At 61.0% G+C, this 23,840-nt stretch carries 19 protein-coding genes; 5 read left to right on the top strand and 14 right to left on the bottom strand.

Annotation, left to right across the window (positions count from 1 at the left end):
* Positions 1-184 precede the first annotated feature (184 nt).
* From eno to B5G06_RS04345, 5 genes are all read right to left on the bottom strand, one after another.
* Positions 185-1,486 carry a phosphopyruvate hydratase gene (gene eno / locus B5G06_RS04365; protein WP_087187863.1) on the bottom strand — a complete coding sequence of 434 codons (1,302 nt, stop codon included), beginning with the start codon at positions 1,484-1,486 and terminating at the stop codon, positions 185-187.
* Between the two features lie 388 nt (positions 1,487-1,874).
* Complete coding sequence (gene gpmI, locus B5G06_RS04360; protein ID WP_087187862.1) at positions 1,875-3,395, bottom strand: 2,3-bisphosphoglycerate-independent phosphoglycerate mutase; 1,521 nt, start codon at positions 3,393-3,395, stop codon at positions 1,875-1,877.
* Positions 3,396-3,429: 34 nt separating this feature from the next.
* Positions 3,430-4,203 carry a triose-phosphate isomerase gene (tpiA, locus tag B5G06_RS04355; protein ID WP_087187861.1) on the bottom strand — a complete coding sequence of 258 codons (774 nt, stop codon included), beginning with the start codon at positions 4,201-4,203 and terminating at the stop codon, positions 3,430-3,432.
* 87 nt (positions 4,204-4,290) lie between these two features.
* A complete protein-coding gene (locus tag B5G06_RS04350) occupies positions 4,291-5,562 on the bottom strand; it encodes a phosphoglycerate kinase (RefSeq protein ID WP_087187860.1) in 1,272 nt (423 codons plus the stop codon).
* On the bottom strand, positions 5,559-6,053 hold the full coding sequence (locus tag B5G06_RS04345) for a tRNA (cytidine(34)-2'-O)-methyltransferase (protein ID WP_087187859.1): 495 nt from the start codon (positions 6,051-6,053) through the stop codon (positions 5,559-5,561). The genes B5G06_RS04350 and B5G06_RS04345 overlap by 4 nt, the downstream gene beginning before the upstream one ends.
* Before the next feature lie 193 nt (positions 6,054-6,246).
* Between B5G06_RS04345 and proB the strand changes: the two genes are divergently transcribed.
* The 3 genes from proB to B5G06_RS04330 all read left to right on the top strand — a co-directional run bounded on the left by proB (position 6,247) and on the right by B5G06_RS04330 (position 8,762).
* On the top strand, positions 6,247-7,059 hold the full coding sequence (gene proB, locus B5G06_RS04340; RefSeq protein ID WP_087187858.1) for a glutamate 5-kinase: 813 nt from the start codon (positions 6,247-6,249) through the stop codon (positions 7,057-7,059).
* A gap of 41 nt (positions 7,060-7,100) precedes the next feature.
* Complete coding sequence (locus B5G06_RS04335; RefSeq protein WP_087187857.1) at positions 7,101-8,348, top strand: glutamate-5-semialdehyde dehydrogenase; 1,248 nt, start codon at positions 7,101-7,103, stop codon at positions 8,346-8,348.
* Positions 8,349-8,435: 87 nt separating this feature from the next.
* On the top strand, positions 8,436-8,762 hold the full coding sequence (locus tag B5G06_RS04330; protein ID WP_087187856.1) for a hypothetical protein: 327 nt from the start codon (positions 8,436-8,438) through the stop codon (positions 8,760-8,762).
* A 43-nt stretch (positions 8,763-8,805) separates the two neighbouring features.
* Here B5G06_RS04330 and B5G06_RS04325 read toward each other — a convergent pair whose 3' ends face one another.
* From B5G06_RS04325 to murI, 7 genes are all read right to left on the bottom strand, one after another.
* Positions 8,806-10,011 carry a class I SAM-dependent rRNA methyltransferase gene (locus tag B5G06_RS04325; RefSeq protein WP_087187855.1) on the bottom strand — a complete coding sequence of 402 codons (1,206 nt, stop codon included), beginning with the start codon at positions 10,009-10,011 and terminating at the stop codon, positions 8,806-8,808.
* 81 nt (positions 10,012-10,092) lie between these two features.
* Complete coding sequence (locus B5G06_RS04320) at positions 10,093-12,414, bottom strand: anaerobic ribonucleoside triphosphate reductase (protein WP_087187854.1); 2,322 nt, start codon at positions 12,412-12,414, stop codon at positions 10,093-10,095.
* 222 nt (positions 12,415-12,636) lie between these two features.
* Positions 12,637-13,857, bottom strand: a complete 1,221-nt coding sequence (locus B5G06_RS04315; RefSeq protein ID WP_087187853.1) for a homocysteine S-methyltransferase family protein — start codon at positions 13,855-13,857, stop codon at positions 12,637-12,639.
* A gap of 131 nt (positions 13,858-13,988) precedes the next feature.
* The gene (locus B5G06_RS04310; protein WP_087187852.1) at positions 13,989-15,263 is read right to left on the bottom strand and encodes a glycosyltransferase family 2 protein; all 1,275 of its coding nucleotides are present in this window, start codon (positions 15,261-15,263) and stop codon (positions 13,989-13,991) included.
* A gap of 334 nt (positions 15,264-15,597) precedes the next feature.
* Positions 15,598-17,346 carry an arginine--tRNA ligase gene (gene argS, locus B5G06_RS04305; RefSeq protein ID WP_087187851.1) on the bottom strand — a complete coding sequence of 583 codons (1,749 nt, stop codon included), beginning with the start codon at positions 17,344-17,346 and terminating at the stop codon, positions 15,598-15,600.
* 195 nt (positions 17,347-17,541) lie between these two features.
* Positions 17,542-17,985 carry a DUF1934 domain-containing protein gene (locus B5G06_RS04300; protein WP_087187850.1) on the bottom strand — a complete coding sequence of 148 codons (444 nt, stop codon included), beginning with the start codon at positions 17,983-17,985 and terminating at the stop codon, positions 17,542-17,544.
* Between the two features lie 88 nt (positions 17,986-18,073).
* Positions 18,074-18,889 (bottom strand): glutamate racemase, encoded by an 816-nt coding sequence (gene murI, locus B5G06_RS04295; protein ID WP_087187849.1) that lies wholly within the window; start codon positions 18,887-18,889, stop codon positions 18,074-18,076.
* A gap of 183 nt (positions 18,890-19,072) precedes the next feature.
* On the opposite strand from murI, the gene B5G06_RS04290 reads away from it, so the two are divergent.
* Positions 19,073-19,489 carry a hypothetical protein gene (locus tag B5G06_RS04290; protein WP_087187848.1) on the top strand — a complete coding sequence of 139 codons (417 nt, stop codon included), beginning with the start codon at positions 19,073-19,075 and terminating at the stop codon, positions 19,487-19,489.
* A 40-nt stretch (positions 19,490-19,529) separates the two neighbouring features.
* Here the strand turns inward: B5G06_RS04290 and B5G06_RS04285 are convergent, their stop codons facing one another.
* Positions 19,530-20,951 carry an AAA family ATPase gene (locus B5G06_RS04285; protein WP_087187847.1) on the bottom strand — a complete coding sequence of 474 codons (1,422 nt, stop codon included), beginning with the start codon at positions 20,949-20,951 and terminating at the stop codon, positions 19,530-19,532.
* 178 nt (positions 20,952-21,129) lie between these two features.
* Here B5G06_RS04285 and B5G06_RS04280 point away from each other — a divergent pair, with 178 nt between their 5' ends.
* Entirely contained in the window at positions 21,130-22,080 is a 951-nt protein-coding gene (locus B5G06_RS04280) for an Ig-like domain-containing protein (RefSeq protein WP_087187846.1), read from the top strand.
* Positions 22,081-22,372: 292 nt separating this feature from the next.
* Here B5G06_RS04280 and B5G06_RS04275 read toward each other — a convergent pair whose 3' ends face one another.
* Complete coding sequence (locus B5G06_RS04275) at positions 22,373-23,485, bottom strand: 5-bromo-4-chloroindolyl phosphate hydrolysis family protein (RefSeq protein WP_087187845.1); 1,113 nt, start codon at positions 23,483-23,485, stop codon at positions 22,373-22,375.
* Positions 23,486-23,840 lie beyond the last annotated feature (355 nt).

Here is a 23,840-nt window from a genome sequence, read left to right as displayed (position 1 = left end):
GCCCAAATTGATTTTACTTGCTCGGGGCAAATGAATTGCCCCTGCGCCAAGGTTTTGGGCAAGCCCAAAACGCTTGTACGGCGCAAAGCGCCGCCCCATCCATGATGGGGCCCAGGAGGGAGCCGGGCGATACAAAAAACGGGGCCGCTGCCATTGGCAGCGGCCCCGTTGTGCTTGTCAAAACTTACTTCAGGTTGAAGAAAGCATCCTTGCCCAGGTACTGAGCCACATCGCCCAGCTCCTCCTCGATGCGGAGCAGCTGGTTGTACTTGGCCACACGGTCGGTGCGGCTGGGAGCGCCGGTCTTGATCTGGCCAGCGTTCAGAGCCACAGCGATGTCGGCAATGGTGGCGTCCTCGGTCTCGCCGGAACGGTGAGACACGATGGCGGTGTAGCCGGCGCGGTTGGCCATCTGGATGGCGTCCAGGGTCTCGGTCAGGGTGCCGATCTGGTTGACCTTGATCAGGATGGAGTTGGCAACCTTCTTCTCAATGCCGGTAGCCAGACGGGTGACGTTGGTGACGAACAGGTCGTCGCCCACCAGCTGCACCTTGTCGCCGATGGCCTTGGTCAGCATAGCCCAGCCTTCCCAGTCGGTCTCGGCCATGCCGTCCTCCAGGGAGATGATGGGGTAGGTCTCCACAAACTTCTTCCACATATTGACCAGCTGCTGCTGAGTCATCTTCTTGCCGGACTTGGGCTGGATATAGCACTTCTCTTCCTCGTTCCACCACTCGGAAGAAGCGGCGTCGATGGCGATCATGAAGTCCTCGCCGGGCTTGAAGCCGGCCTCCTCGATGGCCTTCACGATGACCTTCAGAGCGTCCTCGTCCTTCTTCAGGTTGGGAGCGTAGCCGCCCTCGTCGCCCACACCGGCGGCGGGAGTGCCGTTCTCCTTCAGGGTGGTCTTCAGCTTGTGGAAGACCTCGGCGCACATCCGCAGAGCCTCACGGAAGCAGCAGGCGCCCACGGGCATGATCATGAACTCCTGGATCTCCACGTTGTTGGTGGCGTGAGCGCCGCCGTTGAGGATGTTCATCATGGGCACGGGCAGAGTCTTGGCGTTGACGCCGCCAATGTAGTTGTACAGGGAGGTGCCCAGGCTCTCGGCAGCGGCCTTGGCGCAGGCCAGGGAAGCGCCCAGGATGGCGTTGGCGCCCAGCTTGGTCTTGTTGGGGGTGCCGTCCAGAGCGATGAGGGCCTTATCGATAGCGGTCTGGTCCAGCACGTTCATGCCCACCAGGCACTCGGCGATCTCGGTGTTCACGTTCTTCACGGCGGTCAGCACGCCCTTGCCCAGGTAACGGCTCTTGTCGCCGTCGCGGAGCTCACAGGCCTCATAGATGCCGGTGGAAGCGCCGGAGGGCACAGCAGCGCGGCCCACAGTGCCGTCTTCCAGATAAACCTCAACCTCAACGGTGGGGTTGCCGCGGCTGTCCAGGATCTCACGGCCCAGAACGTCAACGATCTCGATGATCTGCTTCATGGTAAAAAACTCCTTTCGTATTGGCGGCGGGGGATAACCCCCGCCATACAGGGGTATCGGATTGTGGGGGGCGGGCCTTCGGCCCGCCGGGTCAATATTTGGTACGGCGGAACTTCCGCCGGATACCGCTTAGTTGAGGATCAGGGTCTCTCCGTCCATTTCTGCGGGCTTCTCCAGGCACCCCACGCGGCAGGCCACGCGGGGACCCCGAATCTTTTTATCTGCTCGGGGCAACCACCCGCAAGGGGTGCGCCACATCCGTAAGGCGTCAAAGACGCCAACGGCTGTGCAGTAAATTGCCCCGGCATCAAGGTTTTGACCTTCGGCCAAAACGCTTGGACGGCGTAAGCGCCGCCCGCCTGCAGCGGGGATAGACCTTGAAAAGCCCTTAATTCAGGATCAAGGTTTCGCCATCCATCTCTGCGGGCTTTTCAAGGCCCATCAGATCCAGCATGGTGGGGGCGATGTCGGCCAGGCGGCCGTCCCGCAGCTTCACGTCGGCGCCCACGATGTAGAAGGGCACCAGGTTGGTGGTGTGGGCGGTGTAGGGAGTAACCCCGTCGTCGTCCAGCATCCGGTCGGCGTTGCCGTGGTCGGCGGTGATGAGGGTCACGCCGCCCATCTTGGTGGTGGCCTCCACCACCTTGCCCACGCCCTCGTCCACGGCCTCCACGGCCTTCACAGCGGCGTCAAACACGCCGGTGTGACCCACCATGTCGCAGTTGGCGAAGTTGAGGATGATGACGTCGTACTTGCCGCTCTCGATGCGCTTGACGGCCTCCTCTGTGACCTCGGGGGCGCTCATCTCGGGCTGCAGGTCATAGGTGGGCACCTTGGGAGAGGGGATCAGGCAGCGGTCCTCGCCGGGGAAGACCTGCTCGGCGCCGCCGTTGAAGAAGAAGGTCACATGGGCATACTTCTCGGTCTCGGCAATGCGCAGCTGGGTGTAGCCCTGGCGGGCAATATACTCGCCAAAGATGTTCTCCAGCTCCCGGTGGGGGAAGGCAATGAGCACATTGGGCATGGTAGCGTCATACTCGGTGGTGCAGACGTAAGTCACGGGGAAGTAACCCTTCTTCCGCTCCACGTCGGTGAAGGCGGGGTCCACAAAGCAGCGGGTGATCTCCCGGGCCCGGTCGGGGCGGAAGTTCATGAAGATGATGGAGTCGCCCTCCTTCACCTTGCCCTCCTTGGTGCACACGATGGGCTCCACGAACTCGTCGGTGACTCCGGCGTCATAGGACTTCTGCACACCGTCCACAGGATCGGCGTTCTCAGTGCCCACACCCAGCACGATGGCGTCATAGGCCCGCTGCAGGCGGTCCCAGCGCTTATCGCGGTCCATGGCGTAGAAGCGGCCCATAACGGTGGCCACCTGGCCCACGCCCAGCTCCTTGCACTTGTTCACCAGCTGCTCCACGTACTCCTTGCCGGAGGCGGGGGGCACGTCACGGCCATCCAGGAAGCAGTGGACGAACACCTTGTGCAGGCCGCGCTTCTTGGCCATCTCCAGCAGGGCGAAGATGTGGGTGATGTGGCTGTGGACGCCGCCGTCGGACAGCAGGCCGAACACGTGCAGCGCACCGTCCCGCTCCTTGCAGTCGTCCATAGCCTCGATATAGGCCTCATTCTCAAAGAAGGTGCCGTCCTGAATGGACTTGGTGATCCGGGGCAGGTCCTGGAACACCACCCGGCCTGCGCCGATGTTGGTGTGACCCACCTCGGAGTTACCCATCTGTCCCTCAGGCAGGCCCACATCCATGCCGGAAGCCGCCAGCTTGCAGCCGGGGTTCTCGGCAAAGATCTTGTCCAGATTGGGGGTGTGGGCGGCGGCGATGGCGTTGCCGGTCTTGTCGCCCCGCAGGCCGAAGCCGTCCATGATAATGAGGGTAGTCGGTGTTTTACTCATAGTTTACCTCTGTTCTCTGCACAAAAGCGGGGGCTTATTCCTGATTGGCAGCATTGATGATCTGCACGAAGTCGGGGGCCTTCAGGGAAGCGCCGCCGATGAGGCCGCCGTCCACGTCGGGCTGAGCCAGCAGCTCCTGGGCGTTCTTGGCATTCATGGAGCCGCCGTACTGGATGGTGACGGAGCGGGCCACGCGGGCGCCGTACAGCTTGCGGATGACGGCACGGATGGCCTCGCACACCTCGTTGGCCTGCTCGGCAGTGGCTGTCTTGCCGGTGCCGATGGCCCAGATGGGCTCATAGGCGATGACCACATGACGCATCTTGTCGGCGGGCACACCGGCCAGAGCGGCCTTCACCTGATAGGAGATCAGGTCCATGGTGACACCCAGCTCACGCTGCTCCAGGCTCTCGCCCACGCACACGATGGGGTACAGGCCAGCCTCCAGGGCGGCGTGGACCTTCTTGTTGACGGTGAAGTCGGTCTCATTGTAGTACTGACGGCGCTCGGAGTGGCCGATGATGACGTACTTCACGCCGATCTCCTTGAGCATCTCAGGAGAAACCTCGCCGGTGAAGGCGCCGTGGGACTCATAGTGGCAGGTCTCGGCGCCGATGGCCACGCGGCTCTCCTTGAAGAGGCGCACAGCGGCCTGGAGGTTCACAGAGGGCACGCACAGCACAACCTCGCACCACTTGGGCTTGCCGATGAGGGGCTTGAGCTCCTCAGCAAAGGCGCGGGTCTCGGAGAGGGTCTTGTTCATCTTCCAGTTGCCGGCAATGATGGTCTTGCGATATCTTCTGTTCATGGGTAAATGGGCCCCTTTCTTCAAATCTTCTCTCTTAGGTTTAGACCCGGTTGGGCCTGATGTCACGCTGTAGCAGCGCTTATCTATTTAGGCGTCCAGCAGGCAAGCCACGCCGGGCAGCTCCTTGCCCTCCATAAACTCCAGGGAAGCGCCGCCGCCGGTGGAGATGTGGGTCATCTTATCGGCATAGCCCAGCTGCTGCACAGCGGCAGCGGAGTCGCCGCCGCCAATGATGGTGATGGCGTTGCTGTTGCTCAGGGCCTCGGCCACAGCCTGGGTGCCCTTGGCAAAGGCGGGGAACTCAAACACGCCCATGGGGCCGTTCCAGATCACAGTGCCCGCATCCTTCACAGCGTCAGCGTAGGCGGCAATGGCCTTGGGGCCGATGTCCATGCCCATGCAGTCGTCGGGGATGTTCATGCTGTCCACCAGGATGGGCTCGGCGTCGGCAGAGAACTCCTTGGCGCAGATGGTATCCTCGGGCAGGAGCAGCTTGACGCCCTTCTCCTTGGCCTTCTTCATCATGTCGTTGCAGTAGTCCAGCCAGTCCTCTTCCAGCAGGGACTTGCCGATGGAGCCGCCCTGAGCCTTGAGGAAGGTATAGGTCATGCCGCCGCCGATGATGATGGTGTCGGCGATCTCCAGCAGGTTGTTGATGACGCCGATCTTGGAGGACACCTTGGAGCCGCCCAGAATAGCCACCAGGGGACGCTTGGGATTGGCCAGAGCGCCGCCGATGATCTCCAGCTCCTTCTGGATCAGGAAGCCGGACACAGCGGGCAGGTAGGCAGCCACACCGGCGGTGGAAGCGTGGGCGCGGTGAACGGCGCCGAAGGCGTCGGACACATACACCTCAGCCATATCAGCCATGGCCTTGGCCAGGGCGGGATCGTTCTTGGTCTCACCCTTCTCAAAGCGGGTGTTCTCCAGCAGCAGGACCTGGCCGGGCTGGAGGGCGGCGGCCTTGGCCTGGGCGTCGGGGCCCACCACGTCGGAGGCCATGATGACCTCGCGGCCCAGCAGCTCGCTCAGGCGCTTGGCAACAGGAGCCAGAGACAGCTTGGCCAGGGACTTCTTCCACTCCTCCTCAGTGATGGAGGCAGGGTCCTTGCCCTTCTCGGCCTGCTTCTTCACATAGGAGTCAAAGGTGGCCACAGGCTTGCCCAGGTGGGAGCAGGCAATCACAGCAGCATTCTGATCCAGCAGGTACTGGATGGTGGGCAGGGCCGCACGGATACGCTTGTCGTCGGTGATGACGCCGCTGCCGTCCTTGGCCATGGGCACGTTGAAGTCGCAGCGCAGCAGCACCTTCTTGCCGGCTACGTCGATGTCTTTTACGGTCTTCTTGTTGTAGTTCATACTATACTAGCTCCTTTCATCTCGCCTTCCCCGGTCAATCCGGGAAAATCCAGTTGTCGCAGGGCTTCGTACGCTAGGATCGCCGCTGAGTTGGAAAGATTGAGGCACCGGGCCTCCGCCCGGATTGGGATACGAATACAGCGCTGGCGGTATTTCTCCCGGAAGGCCTCCGGCAGCCCGGCGGTCTCCTTGCCGAAGATGAGATAGCACCCATCCCGGAACGTGGCCTCTGTATAGGGCCTCGGGGCTTTGGAGGTGGCCAGCCAGATATCCTCTGCGCCGGTTTTCTGAAAGAAGTCCTCCAGATTTTCATACACCCGCAGATCCACCAGATGCCAGTAGTCTAAGCCGGCCCTTTTTACGGCTTTATCACTGATATCAAAGCCTAACGGCTTAATCAGGTGGAGTCGTATGCCTGTAACCGCGCAGGTACGGGCAATGTTGCCGGTGTTTTGTGGTATTTCCGGTTCGAAGAGCACGATATTCAGCATTTTATTCCCTCTTTACGCCTCTATCACTGTTCAGCGCAGGCTATTGTACTCCAAAATTCCGTGGATTTCAACCGTAAAAGCATGAAAAAGTGGTAAAACGTATAGTTTTCTTTGCGCAAACCATCACTTCTTTCCTTTACTGCATTGCGAAACTGTGGTATGATGCTCTCAGACGCAAGATCAGGCAAGGAGGATGAACGCTTTGCAGCGCAAGAAACAGGTACGTCGATTGGTGGTCAAGGTGGGTACTTCCACCCTCACCCGGGACACCGGGAGCCTCAATCTTCAAAATATGGAACGACTGGCCCGGGTGCTCTCCGATCTGGAGGGGATGGGCTATCAGGTGGTGCTGGTCTCCTCCGGCGCCATCGGCATCGGCACCAAGAAGCTGCGGCTGGATGCCCGCCCCACCGAGCTGCGGATGAAGCAGGCCACCGCCGCCGTGGGCCAGTGCATAATGATGCACATCTACGACAAGCTTTTCGCAGAGTATAACCGCACCGTGGCTCAGATCCTGCTCACCGGCGAGGATGTAGACGCCCCCGTCCGGTCGGAGCACCTGCACAACACCTTTGAGGCCCTGCTGGAGCTGGGGGTCATCCCGGTGGTCAACGAGAACGACTCGGTGTCCTCAGCGGAGATCGAGACCGGCCAGTGCAAGGTGCTGGGCGACAACGACACCCTGTCCGCCATTGTGGCCCGGCTGTGCGGGGCCGACCTGCTGGTGCTGCTCAGCGACATCGACGGACTGTACGACGCCGACCCCCGCACCCATCCGGAAGCCCAGCTGATCCACCATGTGGAGGCTGTCACCCCGGAGCTGCGGGCCATGGCCGGCGGCGCCGGCACCTGGCGGGGCACCGGCGGCATGGCCACCAAGCTCAACGCCGCCCAGATCGCTCTGGACGCCGGTATCGAGATGGTCATTGCCAATGGCAGCAACATCGAGTCTCTTTATGATATTGTAAACGGCGCCGACATCGGCACCCGCTTCGCCGCCCTCTGAATTCCCTCGCCCAACCTTATACATAAAAGGAGTGACAAGTTATGACGCAGCTGGAAATGCAGGGTCTGGCCGCCAAAAATGCCAGCCGGGTGCTCTCCATTGCGGGCACCGCCAAGAAGAACGCCGCCCTGGAGGCCATCGCCTCCGCTCTGGAGGCCCGCCAGGAGGAGATTCTGGCCGCCAACCAGGAAGATATGACCGCCGCCAAAGCCGCCGGAATGCGCCCCTCCCTCCAGGACCGGCTGGCGCTGGACGGCTCCCGCATCGCAGGTATCGTGGACGGTGTGCGGCAGGTGGCCGCCCTCCCCGACCCCATCGGTGAGACCACCAAGATGTCTACCCGGCCCAACGGCCTGGTCATCGGCAAGCGCCGGGTGCCTCTGGGCGTCATCGGCATCATCTATGAGGCCCGGCCCAACGTCACTGTGGACGCCGCCGCTCTCTGCCTCAAGTCGGGCAACGCCGTCATCCTCCGGGGCGGCAAAGAGGCTTTCCACTCCAACCAGGCCTTTGTCTCCATCATGCGGGACGCCCTGGAGTCCGCCGGCCTGCCCCGTGACTGCGTGGCCCTGGTCACCGACACCACCCGCCAGAGCGCCACCGAGCTGATGAACCTGACGGAATATCTGGACGTGCTCATCCCCCGTGGCGGCGCAGGTCTGATTAAAAATGTAGTAGAGAACGCCAAGGTGCCGGTGATCCAGACCGGCGTGGGGGTGTGCCATGTATACGTCCACGGGGAGGCCGACCTGGATATGGCCGCCCGCATCATCCACAACGCCAAGACCTCCCGGCCTTCGGTGTGCAACGCCGCTGAGTGCCTGCTGGTGGACCGGGCGGTGGCCCGGGACTTCCTGCCCATGGCCTGGCAGCTGCTCCAGACCAAGAACGTGGAGCTGCGGGGCTGCCCCGAGACTCGGGCCATCCTGGGCGACTTCGTGGTCCCCGCCACCGAGGAGGATTGGGATACCGAGTTTGGCGACTATATCCTGGCTGTCAAGGTGGTGGGCGGCTTTGACGAGGCGGTGGAGTTCATCCACGCCCACGGCACCGGCCACTCCGAGGCCATCGTCACCAACAACTACTTTGCCGCCCAGCAGTTCCTGGACCAGGTGGACGCGGCGGCGGTGTACGTCAATGCCTCCACCCGCTTCACCGACGGCAACGAGTTCGGCCTGGGCGCCGAGATCGGCATCTCTACTCAGAAGATGCACGCCCGGGGCCCCATGGGCCTGGAGGAACTGACCTCCAGCAAGTTCGTGATCTACGGTACCGGCCAGATCCGCTGAGCATAGAATGGAGCGGCCCCATACGGAATTCTTGTTACATACGGCGGGCAGCAATGCCCGCCGTATGAATTTGTAGGGGGTGCTTCCATGCTGGAACGCCAGATCAAGCCGGAGGGCGGCGTGGTATACTGCGATTTGGGCAAGCTGTGCCCGGAGGCCAGTCAGATCATCGACTGTACCCTGACCCTGACCCAGGTGCTGCCGGAGCGGCGGGTGGCCCTGGCAGCCGAGCTGATGGACGGGGATACCTGTCTGGGGGCCCGGCTGTTCACCATCCCACCCCATCATGAACCGGCCGCCGCCGATCTCAGGCTCACCGGCCTGCGCTTCTACCTGCCCGAAGGGACCGACCGGCCCCTCACTCTGCGGGCCGATGCCCACTATATGGACCGGAACGAGCGCTGTTTGCTTTAAAACATACAGGGGCCGCTGCCAATGGCAGCGGCCCCTGTGCTTTTTATTGTTCGTCCATGACCTGGAAGATGTAAAATTTCAGATAGAGGGACTGATCCGCCCCCCACAGCACCGGGTGGTCGGCAGCCTGGGTACGGTACTCCACCTGCCGCAGGCGGCGGTGAGCGTCCCGGGCGGCCTCCCCGATGGTCTTGGCCAGCAGCTCGGGGGTCATGAAGTGGGAGCAGGAACAGGTGGCCAGATAGCCTCCGTTTTTCACCAGCTTGATGCCCCTCAGGTTAATCTCCCGGTAGCCGGTCACCGCCTTCTTGACGGAGGCCCGGGACTTGGTAAAGGCAGGCGGGTCTAAGATCACCAAGTCAAATTTTTCGCCCTTTCTTTCGAGCTCAGGCAGCAATTCAAACACATCATGGCACTCAAATCGCACCCGGTCGCTCATACCGTTGAGCTCGGCGTTGCGGGTAGCCTGATCCACGCCCAGCTGAGAGGCGTCCACACCCAGTACCTCTCTGGCGCCGCCCTTGGCGGCGTTGAGGGCAAAGGCGCCCGTGTGGGTAAAGCAGTCCAGCACCCGGCCGCCCCTGGCCAGAGGCTGGATAGCCAGCCGGTTGTACTTCTGGTCCAGGAAGAAGCCGGTTTTCTGGCCCTCGGCCACATCCACCTGGTACCGGACCCCGTTTTCCACAATTTCCACCATCGGGTCGAAGGGCTCGGACAGGAAGCCCTTCACCCGCTCCATGCCCTCCTTCAGGCGCACCTTGGCGTCGCTGCGCTCGTAGATACCCCGGATGGCAATGCCGTCCTCGGCCAAAATATCCACCAGCAGCTTCAAAATGGTGGATTTCATCCGGTCAATGCCCAGGGCCAGGGATTCCACCACCAGTACGTCGGAGAACTTATCCACCACCAGGCCGGGCAGGAAGTCGGCCTCACCGAAAATGATGCGGCAGGAGGAGGTGTCCACCGTGTCTTTGCGGTACTGCCAGGCAGCGCGCACCCGCATCTCCAGAAAAGCCTCGTCAATAACGGTGTCCGCTTTCCGGGACAGCGCTCGCACCGTGATGGTGGAGGCCCGGTTGAGGAAGCCCACCCCCAGGGGGTAGCCGTTGTAATCCTCGATGTGGATCACATCGCCGTCGGCGGGCTGCCCCACGATTTCACCGATCTCATTGTCATAGATCCAGGGGCCGCCGGCCTTGAAGGAGCGGCCCTCTCCCCGCTTCAGGCGGATAGCAGGCATATCAGCCATACACAAAATCCTCTCTATATCAAAATGGGGCGGGGCAGAGCCCCGCCCCCCTATGGGTTTTACTTCTCAGACGTGGTCAGGTTACACGCCATGCTTTACCCGGTCGTGCTCCTCGGCCCGCTTGGCGTTGTTGAAGCGGTCCAGGGTACCCACCAGGTAACCGGTGATGCGGCGGATGCGCTCAAAGGGCACGCCGTCGGCCTCGGTGCGGCCGCAGCCGGGGCAGCGGTCCCCGATGATGCCGGAGAAGCCGCACACCGGGTCCCGGTCCACCGGGTGGTTGACGGAGCCGTAGCCGATGCCGCTCTCCTTCATGCAGCGGATGACCTTCTCAAAGGCCTCCAGGTTGTCGGTGGGATCGCCGTCCATCTCAATGTAGCTGATGTGTCCGGCGTTGGTGAGGGCGTGGTAGGGCGCCTCGATCTTGATCTTGTCGTAGGCGGAGATGGGATAGTACACCGGCACATGGAAGGAGTTGGTGTAGTAGTCCCGGTCGGTGATGCCCTCCATGACGCCGAAGCGGGCCTTGTCCATCCGAACAAAGCGGCCGGACAGTCCCTCGGCAGGGGTGGCCAGCAGGGAGAAGTTGAGGCCCCGCTTTTCGCTCTCGGCATCCATTCGGGCCCGCATATGGGAGATGATCTCCTGGCCCAGCACCCGGGCCTTCTCGCTCTCACCGTGGTGGACGCCGATAAGGGCCTTCAGAGTCTCGGCCAGGCCAATGAAGCCCACGGACAGGGTGCCGTGCTTCAGGACCTCCCGTACCTCGTCGTTCCAGTCCAGTTTCTCGCTGTCCAGCCACACCCCCTGTCCCATGAGGAAGGGGAAATTGTAGACGTGCTTGCGGCACTGGATCTCAAACCGCTCCAGCAGCTGGTCCACACACAGGTCCATCATCCGGTCCAGAGACTCGAAGAAGGTGTTCAGGTCCCCCCGGGCCTTGATGGCCAGCCGGGGCAGGTTGATAGTGGTAAAGGACAGGTTGCCCCGGCCGTTGCAGATCTCCCGCTCGGAATCGTATACGTTGCCGATGACCCGGGTGCGGCAGCCCATGTAGGCGATCTCGGTCTCGGGATGGCCGGGCTTGTAGTACTGCAGGTTGAAGGGGGCGTCGATGAAGGAGAAATTGGGGAACAGCCGCTTGGCGGAGCACCGCATAGCCAGCTGGAACAGGTCGTAGTTGGGCTCGCCGGGGTTGTAGTTGACCCCATCCTTCACCCGGAAGATCTGGATGGGGAAAATTGGAGTCTCGCCGCCGCCCAGGCCGGCCTCGGTGGCCAGCATCACATTCTTCATCACCATGCGGCCCTCGGGAGAGGTGTCCATGCCGTAGTTGATGGAGGAGAAGGGAGTCTGGGCGCCGGCGCGAGAATGCATGGTGTTCAGGTTGTGGATCAGGGCCTCCATGGCCTGATAGGTGGCCCGGTCGGTCTCCTTCACCGCCCGCTGCTGGGCAAACTTCTGGGCCTTCTCCACGGTGGCCTCGTCCCCGAACTTGGGCACCAGAGCGGCCCGCTCGGCGGCAAAGTATTCCTCGCTGCCCGCCAGAATGGGGCACAGGCCGGTCTCCTTCTCCAGGTCGGCCATCATGGCCTTCAGCTCCTGCTCGGGGTCACTCTCATCCTCCAGCAGCATGAGGGCCCGGGCCAGGTTTTGACGGTACAGCCGCTTGAAGGTCTTGCGGACACCGTCGGCCATGCCGTAGTCAAAGTTCACCACGCTCTGGCCGCCGTGCTGGTCGTTCTGGTTGGACTGGATGGCGATGCAACACAGGGCGGCGTAGGAGGCAATGTCGTTGGGCTCCCGCAGGGTGCCGTGACCGGTGGAAAAGCCCCCTTCAAAGAGTTTCTTGATGTCGATCTGACAGCAGGTGGTGGTGAGGGTCAAAAAGTCCAGGTCGTGAATATGGATATCACCCTCCCGGTGGGCCCGGGCGTGGTCGGGGTTGAGGACGAACATATCATAGAACTGCTTGGCGCCCTCGGAGCCGAACTTGAGCATGGAGCCCATGGCGGTGTCACCGTCGATGTTGGCGTTCTCCCGCTTGATGTCGGAGTCCTTGGCGGCGGAGAAGGTGATGTCCTCATAGGTTTTCATCAGCCGGGTATTCATCTCACGGGCACGGCTGCGCTCCTCCCGGTACAGGATGTAGGCCCGGGCAGTCTGGATGTAGCCGTTGTCCATCAGCACCCGCTCCACCAGGTCCTGAATGTGCTCCACACCGGGCTGCTTCTCCCCTTCCACCTCCAGGATGGAGAGGACCTCGTCGGCCAGCCGCCTGGCCTCTGCCTCTTTGCCCGGTTTGTAGGTGGCTCGGAAGGCCTTGTCAATGGCGCCGGCGATTTTCTCTTCGTTGAACTCCGCCAGCCGGCCGTCCCGTTTTCTGATTTTGGTGAGTGTCATTGCGATCCGTTCCTTTCCCGCTCCACTGTTGCAGGCGATTACCGCCCGTTATATTCCGGCACAATATCTTGTGTTTTGGTTCTTCGCGCAACATCCATGATACAGTATCTTGATATGTGCCGTCAAGGCGCAAAACAAAAAGCCCGTCCCAAAAAGGGGACGTGCTTTTTGTCTGTTTCGCTGATTTTATTTTGGGGCCCGAAGGTCCCTTGACAGGGCTTTTTACAGCAGCACCAGGCCGTACCGGCCTGCCATCTCCCGGAGGAAATCCTCCTCCAGATCCCCGGTACCGTCCCAAAAGGCCCGCCCCTGGTAGAGCCGCAGGGCTTTCTCCAGCAGCTCGGGTACGTCGGACCACAGGCACAGAGCATCCTTCACCACATACTGATTCTCGGCAAAGATGTCCAGGTCGTCTTCCTCCAGGATGGCAATCTTCAGTGCACCCTGGGGGGACTCCTCCTCGGCCTCCAGGATGTCCTCCATCAGGTCGGGGGTACACTCGATGGTCTCCCCCACATCTACATCGGGGGTAATAAACCGGGCCTCCTTCTCGCTGGCGCAGGGAATCACATCCGGGTCCCGCTCCACCGGCTGGAAGGCAGAAAAGTCTACCTGAGCCATGGCCCGTGCCACTGCCTCCAGATGCTCCGGTCCCGCCCCGCAGCATCCGCCGAACATACGGGTTCCGGCGGCGGCGTATTGGGGTACAAAGCCCGCCAACTCCTCCGGGGTACAGCAGGCCCCGGGCAGCCCGGCAGAGGGCTTTGCAATCAGGGGTACGGAGGCATAGGGTGTCAGCCGCTCCAGCTGCTCCGCCGTATCCGCGGGGCTGGTGCAGTTGAGTCCGAAGGCGGACACCCCCATGCCCTGCATGACAATGAGTCCGGCCAGCACATCGGTGCCGCCGGGGGTGCGGCCCTCGTCGTCACAGGTGAAGCACACCCACACCGGCTTGTCCGACACACTCTTGCAGGCCAGCACCGCCGCCCGGGCCTGAGCCATGTCGGTCATAGTCTCCAGGAAAAACAGGTCCACCCCGGCAGCCTCCAAAGCGGCGGCCTGCTCCGTGTAGACTGCCACCAATTCCTCAAAGCTGCTCTCGCCAAAGGGCACCAGCGTCAGCCCGGCGGGGGCCATGTCACCCGCCACCAGTACGCCGTCGCCTGCGGCCTGCCGGGTGAGCTCCACCAACCGCTGGTTGTATTCTCTTACCTGTCCCATGATACCCCTGCGCTCCAGGCTGGCCCGGTTGGCCCCAAAGGTGGGGGCCAGCAGAATACGGCTGCCCGCCTGCACATAGCGCCGCTGTACCTCCAGCAGAGCCTGGGGATGCTCCAGCACCCACTGCTCGGTGCAGGCTCCGTCGGGCATACCCAGCCGGCGCAGCTCGGTTCCGGTAGCACCGTCCATCAGAATGGGCATAGATAAGGGAATGGTGTCCATAATTGCTCGGTTCCTCCTGTATTGCACATTTGGGTGGTATTATATCACAGTTTCATGATCCAATGCAAGCCTGGTTCCCAGGCAAAAGAGACCTGCCGCGAAACGGCAGGTCTCTTCTCATTGGGTTTGGCTCAGCCCGCCCCCACCCGCTTGGTGGAGGTGTGGTAGATGGGTTTCCACTCCACCTTCTTCACCAGAGCGGCGATGGAGATGGGGATGTACGTAAACATGAAGATGGGGAAGGTAAAGACATAGCCCAGCTTCTGCAGCGGAGAGGCGCTGATGTGCTTCCACTCAGAAAGTACCGTCAGCAGGCCGTAGAAGAACAGGCCCACATAGAAATTCCACAGAGCGGACAGCATGAAGCCGACGGTCACATCGATGACCTTGGCGGCAATATAGGCGGGCTGGGTCATGCAGCTGGCCAGGATGATGCCGTTGAACAGGATCATCACCAGGGTGAGCAGCATACCGGGGGCCACAGTGACGAACATATCGTAGCAGGAGGTACCCAGCCGTCCGGGGCGGAAACAGCCCTTCAGCAGGGGCACGGTGTAATCCCGGTCCACCTCATAGAAGCCCTTGGACCACCGCAGCCGCTGGTCCCAGGACTGGCGGAAGGTGGTGGGCTGCTCATCGTACACCACGGCGGTATCGCAGTAGCCGATCTTGCGGCCCTGGATGGCACAGTCCACAGAGAACTGGATATCTTCGGTGAGCAGGTGGAAGGGCCAGCCCCCGTTTTCCCGGATGACCTTGGCGGACACCAGGAAGCCGGTACCGGACACATGGCAGTTGGTACCCAGCAGGGTACGGGGGAAGTTGAGGAAGCGGGCCTCCCGCAGGAACCAGATGGAGTATCCGGCGGAGATCCAGTTGTCCCCGAAGTTCTTGGAGTTACGGTAGCAGGTGATGGCGTCGTATCCCTTGTCAAAGGTACGGTTCATCTCGGCCACAAAGTTGGGGTCCACCAGATTGTCGGCGTCAAAGATGAAGTAGCCGTCGTAGATGTCCTTGCCCTCCTCCTCCAGACGGTGGAAGAGGTAGTCCATGGCGTAGCCCTTGCCCTTCTTCTGCTGGTCGAAGCGCTCATACACAAAGGCGCCGGCCTTGCGGGCCACACCGGCGGTATCGTCGGTGCAGTTGTCGGCCACCACATAGAGGTCCAGCAGCTCTTTGGGGTAATTTTGCTTGTTTAAGCTGCCCAGCAGTTCCCCAATCACCCCTTCTTCGTTGCGTGCGGATACCACCACAGCAAAGCGATGGAGCTTTTCAGGCTGATGGGTCTCTTTCCAGCGCCGGCGCACCAGCCCCACCACCACATAGAAGCCCTGGTAAAGATAGAGCAGGGTAAAAAGCAGCACCACTGCAAAATTCAAATCTTTTACAAATTCTAATATCGTCATTCCATGATCCTCCGTCTGTTGATCGCTGAAGGAACCTGCCCGCGGTGGATAGCCGCGTGCATTGCATATCATACCACACCCAAAAAAGATTACAAGAGTGTTACATACCAATTAACAGAAGATTAAGGGAAAGTTTTTATTTCTTTTATACAAATGTAAGAAATCCGACCTCTCCGCTGCAAACAGATTCCATATTGCTCTGATTCGTCCCTTTTCGAAACATTAAGCGCGCTTTCAGGTAGACATAACATCTTTGCACTGTTGCGGTTTTTTCTTGGACGAAAATTTACAAAAAAAGATCCCGCCTTTTTGAAAAAAGGCGGGATCTTTTTCTTTACATCTTTTCAGGAGCGGTAACGCCAATAAGGGACAGGCAATTGGCAATGACAGAACGGACGGTGTCCGCCAGCTTGAGCCGGGCGGACAGCAGGCCAGCCTCCTCCCCCTTGATGCGGCAGGCGTTGTAGAAACGGTGGAAGTCGCCAGCCAGGGTAATAAGGTAGCGGTTGACGTGGGAGGGGTCGTAGTCCCGGGCGGAGATACGGATCACCTCGGGCAGCTGGGACAGGGTCTTGATGAGGGCCTTCTCCTCGGCGGTGGTGAAGAGGGCGGCATTCACAGCGGCCGCGTCAGGCATCTGGGCGCCCTCCTCAGTGAGGCGGCTCACCAGAGAGCAGATGCGGGCGTGGGCGTACTGGACGTAGTACACCGGGTTATCGGAGTCCTGCCGCACCGCCAGATCCAGATCGAAGTCCAGTGCGGAGGTGGAGGACCGGGAGTTGAAGAAGAACCGGGCGGCATCCACGCTGACCTCGTCCAGCAGGTCCCGCAGGGCGATGGCCTTGCCGGAGCGCTTGGACATCCGGACAGGCTGGCCGTCCTGCAGCAGGTTGACCAGCTGCATCAGCACCACCACCAGCCGGTGGGAGCCGTCCAGGCCCAGGCCGTCCAGGGCGGCCTGGAGGCGGGCCACATGGCCGTGGTGGTCGGCGCCCCAGATGTTGATAGCCTTGGAGAAGCCCCGCTTCTCCAGCTTGTTGCGGTGGTAGGCAATGTCGGCGGCAAAGTAGGTGTAGAAGCCGTTGGCCCGGCGGAGCACGTCGTCCTTCAGGTCCAGCTTGTCCACCTGCTCCTGGGTCTTGCCCTCAGCCATGAACTTCTGCTTGAGCAGGTCGGTGGTGTTGAGCCACAGGGCGCCGTCCTTCTCATAGGTCCAGCCCTTGTCGGCCAGCATACCCACCGTCTCGGCCACATAGCCGGAGCTGTGGAGGCCGGACTCCAGGAACCACTCGTCGTACTCGATCTGGTAGCGGCGCAGATCGGCCTTCATCTTGGGGATGTTGACAGACAGGCCGTACTGGGCCATGGCCTCCTGGCGCTCCTCCTCCGGCTTATCCTTCCAGTCGGGGCCGTGCTGGTCATAGAAGGCCTGGGCCAGTTCCTTGATGTCGTCGCCGTGATAGCCGTCCTCGGGGAAGGGATAGTTCTCCTCACCCAGCACGATCTGGAGGTACCGGGCGTCGATGGACATGGCGAACTTGTGAATCTGGTTGCCGGCGTCGTTGACGTAGAACTCACGCCACACGTCGTACCCAGCCCGGGTGAGAACGCTGGCCAGAGCGTCGCCCAGCACGCCGCCCCGGGCGTTGCCGATGTGCATGGGGCCGGTGGGGTTGGCAGAGACGAACTCCACCATCACTTTTTCGCCGTGGCCCTCGTCCACCGCGCCGTAGGTGCTCCCCTCAGCCTGGATGTCGGTGAGGACCTCGCCGTACCACTTGCTGCCCAGGGTGAAGTTGAGGAAGCCGGGGCCGGCGATCTCCACCTTATCAAAGAAGGTACCCGCCAGATCCAGATTGTCCACAATGGTCTGGGCGATCTGCCGGGGGGCCTTGTGGAGAGCCTTAGCGCCCGCCATGGCGAAGGAGGAGGCGTAGTCGCCGTGGGTGGGGTCCTTGGGGATCTCGATGGTGGCCTTGACCTCCGCCCCTGCGGGCAGCAGGCCCTGGGCCGCGGCCTTCTCGTAGGCCGCCTGTGTCAGCTGGGCGACCTGCTCCCGGGCCGCCTGGATCATATTGGACATATCTATCACCTTTTCTTTATTTCTCAAAAATGCAAGCATTTTTGAGAGAGAATGCAGCCCGCCGCGCGCATCCTCTGTCCGCCAAAGCGGCCAGAGCCCACACTTGCGGGCTGAGATGTGTTTTTCCCGAGGCTCATGTCCCCGGGAAAAACGGATTTTTATTACTCCGTTTGGGGATGGAACTATGCTGCGGTTTTACTGGCGGATGCTGTTTCCCTTCTGCCGCACCTGGATGTGGAAGAGGTTCTCCCCCGCCACGGCATGGTCGATCTCCAGGGCATAATTGATCTCAATGCTGCCGCCGTCGGGGCTGAGCTGGGTCCGCATCTTCTTGGTGTTGATGCCTACCGCCAGCGCACCGTAGGGGGTGTTGTACATGGACAGGTGCCGCCGCCCCTCCTCAAAGACCATCTGGGAGTTGACCTCCCCTACCCGCAGCAGGGTAACCCGCTCGGGCTCGATCTGGAAGGTGGTAAGGGTACCCTCCAGCCCGGTGAGCTCGCTCTCCTGATAGCTGAGGGTGTAGCCGTCCTCGCCGTCGAGGGACAGCCTGCCCTCGGTCACCAGTTCGATGACCTCCGGCTCCTGGTCCTCAAAGGACTGCTTGCCCCGAATGGATATGATAACGTTGTTCTCCATGGTTCTATGTTCCCTCTTTATCGGCCCTTCCGGCCGCAAATTGCACCATATTATATCCAATTCCCGCCCTAATGTAAAGGGCTGGTTTTCAATAGCAGCTGATATCCACCTGGCCCACAGTGCCGGTAACGTCCCAGCCCAGGAAAATGGAGGCCAGCCGGGAGAAATCCTCCTGACGGTCGCTGACAAAGTACCGGCAGCTGCCTACCTCCGTCTTTCCGGACAAAGCGTCATCGGCTGCCAGCCGGGCGGCAGCGGCGCGGGCGCCCTCCGCTCCGGCGTTGACCAGCCGGACCTGGGGCCCCATCTGGGCGGCGATCACATCCTGGAGCAGCGGATAGTGGGTACAGCCAAGTACCAGGGTGTCCACTCCCGCCTCCTTCAGGGGGGCCAGATACTCCCCCGCCACCGTCTCGATGACAACATCGCCGGGCCTGAAGCGCCCGTTCTCCACCAGGGGCACAAAGAGGGGGCAGGCCTGGGCAGTCACCTGGGCCGCCGGGTCGGCCTTGCGGATAAGGGCCTCATAGGCGCCGCTGCGGATGGATGCCTGGGTGCCGATGAGTCCGATCCTGCCGTTTTGCGTGGTTTCCGCGGCGGCGGCAGCAGCAGGGGCCACTACACCCAACACCGGGATGGGGTTCTCATTGGCCAGGATGTCCAGGGCCGTGGTGGACACGGTGCCGCAGGCAATGACGATGAGTTTCAAATCAAAGGTACGCAGAAAGGCCACGTCCTGGCGGGCGTACCGGATGATGGTCTCCTTGGAGCGGCTGCCGTAGGGCACCCGTCCGGTATCTCCGAAATAGACGATGTCCTCCCCCGGCAGCAGGCGGCACAGCTCCCGCACCGTGGTCAGGCCGCCCAGGCCGGAGTCAAATACGCCAATGGGTCGACTGTCCAAGGCGTTCCCTCCTTGTAATACTATGGTTCTTTTAATGATAGGGGAAACAGGGCAGGAAAACAAGGGGTTATTTTCACATTTTTCCCTCCCCGGTTTGACATTTCTTCGGGGGTGATTATAATATGAGAGTGGGGTATGGTCCCTCCTACCCCAACGTCATGACAGCGAGGAGGTCGCATTGGTATGAAGCTGGAACTGACGACCAAGCAGTTTCGCCGTCTGCTGGATATGGCCTATATCGGCAACTGGATCTTGAATTCCACCCGGGGTGACGACCGGTTCAGGGACTATGACGAGGTAGAGAGCCTGCTCTTTGCCAAGGCCCGGGCGGAGGGAATGCCCACGCTGGCCGAGGACTGGCAGGGCGAAGTGGTCCCCTCCCGCGCCTTCGCCGAAGGCGGCATCCACGAGGCCATCATGGAATACGAAAACAATGTGTTCTTCGATATTCTGGCGGAGGACCTGGCCCGCCGGGACATGGACGACGCCCCGATCGACGAGAGCAATTATGACGAACTGGCCAGCCGCATCGACGCCTATATCGCTGAATTTGAGGAACACGGCACCGATAACATCCTGGTAGACAGCGATCACCTGTAAGACGGCTCAAAGCCCCTGCCATATTTGGCAGGGGCTCTTTTTATGCCTCCGGCTGGTCCTCCTTCAGATCCTCCAGCGTCAGCGCCATCAGCTCCTCCTTGCCGGGGGCCTCCAGGGCGGCCACCCGGTCAGACTGACGGGCCACCGCCCGCTCGAACAGATTGCGCACGTCCCGGGCGTTGCCAAAGTTCTCATCCCGCTCTTCATACAGAGTTTTAAAATACTCTTCGGCATACTTCCGGCTCTCATCACTGAGGGTATATCCATTTTTCCCACACATGGAGCAGAAGATCTCCATCAGCTGTTCCCCATTATAGTCCTCAAAATAGAAATACTTGTTGAACCGGCTCTCCAAACCGGGGTTGGCGTGGAGGAAGCGGTCCATCAGCTGGGTGTAGCCCGCCACAATGACCACCAGATCCGCCCGGTGGTCCTCCATTCCCTTCAGCAGAGTCTCGATGGCCTCCCTGCCAAAGTCGTTGGGGTTGTCCTGCCCCGCCAGGGCGTAGGCCTCGTCGATGAAGAGCACGCCTCCCAGGGCCTTCTGGATCACCTCGCTGGTCTTGATGGCGGTCTGTCCAACGAAGCCGGCCACCAGACCGGACCGGTCCACCTCCACCAGCTGTCCCTTGGACAGCACGCCGATGGCCTTGTACAGCTGGGCCAGCAGCCGGGCCACGGTGGTCTTGCCGGTGCCCGGATTGCCCATAAACACCAGATGAAGGGACAGGGGCGGCACCGGCAGATCGTGCTCCTGCCGCAGCTTGCGCACCTTCACCAGGTTGACCAGACTCTTCACGTCGGCCTTCACCTTTTCCAGGCCGCACAGCTCATCCAGCTGGGCCATCAGCTCCTCCAGAGTAGGCTCCGGCTCCTCCGACTTGTCCTCCTCCTTTTGCTCCGCCGCCGGAGCGGTCTGAGGCGTTTGGGGGGCGGGCCTGCGGGTCACAAAGTCCCCCACGTCCAGAGGCGCCTTCTCCCCCTTCAATCCCTCCTGATCACACAGGGCGGAGAGGGCATCAGCGCACTGGTTGACAAACCCGGCCTCGGCCTCGCTGACCTGATCGTCCACCGCGGCAAAGAGCAGCAGCATCAGAGTGGTCAGATCGATAAACCGGCGGGCCAGGCTGGTGCCCGATACCTTGTCGCAGGCCCGCATCCGGTTGAAAAATTCCGGCGGCCGGAATCCGGGATAACCCGCCACCTCCGAGGACAGTTCCCAAAACAGCACCGAGGGGACCGGATTGCCCTTGGTGTAGATGGCGTTGTAAAATTCCACATATCTGGGTGTGGGAGAGGCCCCATCCCGCTGCCACAGGCCCAGGGCGCAGGCACGAAAGAAGGGATCGGCCTCCCGGCCAAACCGCCCCCGCAGCACCTGGTCCGGAATCTGACGCCGGAACGCGGCCACAGCTTCGCTGTACTGTTTGTGGGCTTCCGCAGCACTGATGGAACCTTTCATATGCTCCGCCTCCCCTGCCGTTCTGCCTGCTATTATATCCAATTTGTTTTGACGGCGCAACCCCGCCCATCAGTTGACATAATTGTTAAAAAACTTTTATATTTCCGGAAGTACCGTTGACGGGTTGCGCGTCTGCGTTGTACAATAGACACAAGAATGTCGATTGGAGGGATTTCCTATGGCATCCAGACGAAGCAGGGACGACCGTCCCAAAATGATTCATTGCGAATACTGCGGCGAAGACTACGCCTCTACTTATAAGCACTGCCCGTTCTGTGACGAGGTTCCGCTGGACGGCGAGGACTTTGACGGCGACGAGGACACCCCCCGCCGTGCCCGGGGCGGCAAGCGGCTGATGACAAACACCAGAGGCGGCGGCTATGGCCGCGGCCCCTCTCCCCTCCGTTTGGTGGGGATCATCGTCTCCCTGGCCATTATCATCGCGGCGGTGATCATTGTGATCTCGGTGATCATTCCTCTGGTGACCAAGGGCGGCTTCGTAGACGATCCGTCCGGCGTGGAAAGCGTCATGCCCACCGACTCCGCTCAGCCCAGCATAGAACCCACCGAGTCGCCCGATCCGTCGGAGACCATTCCCGCCGACCAGACGGCCACCGACTTCACCCTGAGTCTGACGGAGTTCTCCCTCAGTAACCGCTATCCCGATCCCATCACCTTGACCGTCACCTTTATTCCCGAGGGTTCCTCCGGCGCCATTACCTGGACCAGCAGCGATCCCGAGGTGGTCAGCGTGGATGAGACCGGCAAGGTAAGCGCCGGGACCAAGACGGGCAACGCCACCATTACCGCCACCATGCCTGGCGGCGTGACCCACACCTGTCTGGTCCACAACTCGGTAACCACCGGCGGCTCCACCACCACCGGCTCCGGCACCACTACGTCTACCTCTCTGTCCCTGAACCGAACAGATTTCACTCTGAGCAAGACCTACCCCTCCTTCCAGGTGAAAGTGAGCGGCACCTCCTCCACCCCCGTGTGGAGCATCGGCAACAGCGCCGTGGCCACCGTGTCCTCCAACGGCACCGTGACCTATGTAGGCAAGGGTACCACCACCCTGACCTGCACCGTGGACGGCAAGACCCTGACCTGTACCGTGCGCTGCACCTAATCTAAACAACAAGGAAGCCCCGGACGGCGATGCCGTCCGGGGCTTCCTTTGTTTGTTTGGAGGATTCCATCTGTATCTCATCACTCGGCAGCGCCAGGTGTTGTTTTTGGTCTGCCCCCACAGCCGGGGGGCAGTCACAAGGGCGGGCCGGTCTGTTGAACGCGCTCTGGATGGCATTTGTCCTCCGCACGCTCCCGGCGCGGCGCCCTTGCCTTCTTGCTTGGCTGTGCTTATAAGATACCACAGCCGCTCTGTCGAGTGATGGATAATTTTTGGACCTTATGTAAACGTTTTATGAAGTACCCTTCTGTCCGAAGTCCATGCCGCCGGACAGGCCGTCCTTCTCCAGCATCCGCTCCAGCACCTCCACGTCGGCGGTGATATCCATGGTGTCCACCTCAAAGAGGCGGTCCAGCTGCTTCTCAAAGCCGTCCACCACCTTGTCCATCATGCCCTCAATGCGCGCCTTGGCGGTGCGGATGTTCTCTCCCTCCACCCCCTGGTCCTCCATACGGGCATAGGCTTTGAGGATCTTCAGGGTGGTGGGCAGATAATAGTTGAGGAAGGAGCGCAGCTGCCCCTCCTTGCTGGGATTCTGTTTTACATATCCATAGATCTTGCTGGTAATCTCCCCGATCCGGTCAATCTTGCGGCTCATCTCGAGGTCGTCGATGTCGTCGTTGAGGCGGCGGATCTCCCGGAGTACCGCGTCGTCGTCCCGGATGTCCAGGGGTTCCTCCTCTTCCGGGCTCTGGTCCTGAGTCTCTTCCGCCGGTTCCGGCTCATCCTTCAGGCCCTCGTCACTGAGAATCAGCTGATAGGAGGACATATCCAGATATCCCGCAGGCAGGATGCCCCGGTCCAGCATCTCCTGCAAATCGTTGCACGCCTTGCGCACAGGCACCGGCATGGCGTGGGCCAGCTGTACCACCGACACGCTCTCCCTCCGGCCAATGAGGGCCAGATATTTCCGGAACCGCCGGATCTTACGGGTATTGAAACTGCCCGCCAGCATAAGGGCCAGGCCGCCGGCACACAGACCGATCACCGGAGACATGGCTGCCAGCGACAGAGGGAAGCCCATGATGCTGCTCACCACCGGCAGTCCCGCCGCGGTGGCGATGCCGAAGATAACAGCCATGATAGCTCCGCCGATGGTCATGGCCTTGCCTTTCCCAAGGCCCAGCCCTCTGCCCGCCGCCCCTGCGGGCGGGGTGTGAAATCCCTGTGTACCGGGACTTGGCCCCAGATAAGGAAACTGCGGTCTGCGGCCCAGCGCGTTCAGCTTGCGGAACAGCAGGATCAGTCCCACAAACCACAGCGGGCTGATCAACAGGATCAGCGTCACGATCCAGGAACCCAGATCCCCGTTCCCGTCCTGACGGCCGTATCGGTTATATGACATGGATACCGCCCCTTTTGCAGTCTAAAGTCAAAAAATGTTGTCATTCCATCACAAAAGTGTCAAAGTTTCGCTGGATATGATCCGCTGGACGGGCCATGCTGTAATGGCGGACAACCGCCGATATGATCCGCCGTCCAGGTGCATATAATCATACACTGAATCTTCTTTTCTGTAAAGCGATTTCCGCCGCCGGACCATGTAACCAATCTGTAATTGCTTTTCTCATAGGAAACACCTATAATATGGGTTACTGAATCATTTTTGATGCAGCCCGGCAGTTTCTGCTGTCTTTCTGGTAACGATCTGCCGGATTTTCTGCCCAGGCCTCAGGCCGGGCAATTATACGAGTTGGAGT

The sequence above is a fragment of the Flavonifractor sp. An52 genome, assembly GCF_002159385.1.
GTDB classification, from domain to species: Bacteria; Bacillota; Clostridia; order Oscillospirales; family Oscillospiraceae; genus Flavonifractor; species Flavonifractor avicola.
The sequence above is the reverse complement of the archived record's forward strand: the minus strand, read 5'-3'. Positions and strand labels throughout refer to the sequence as shown.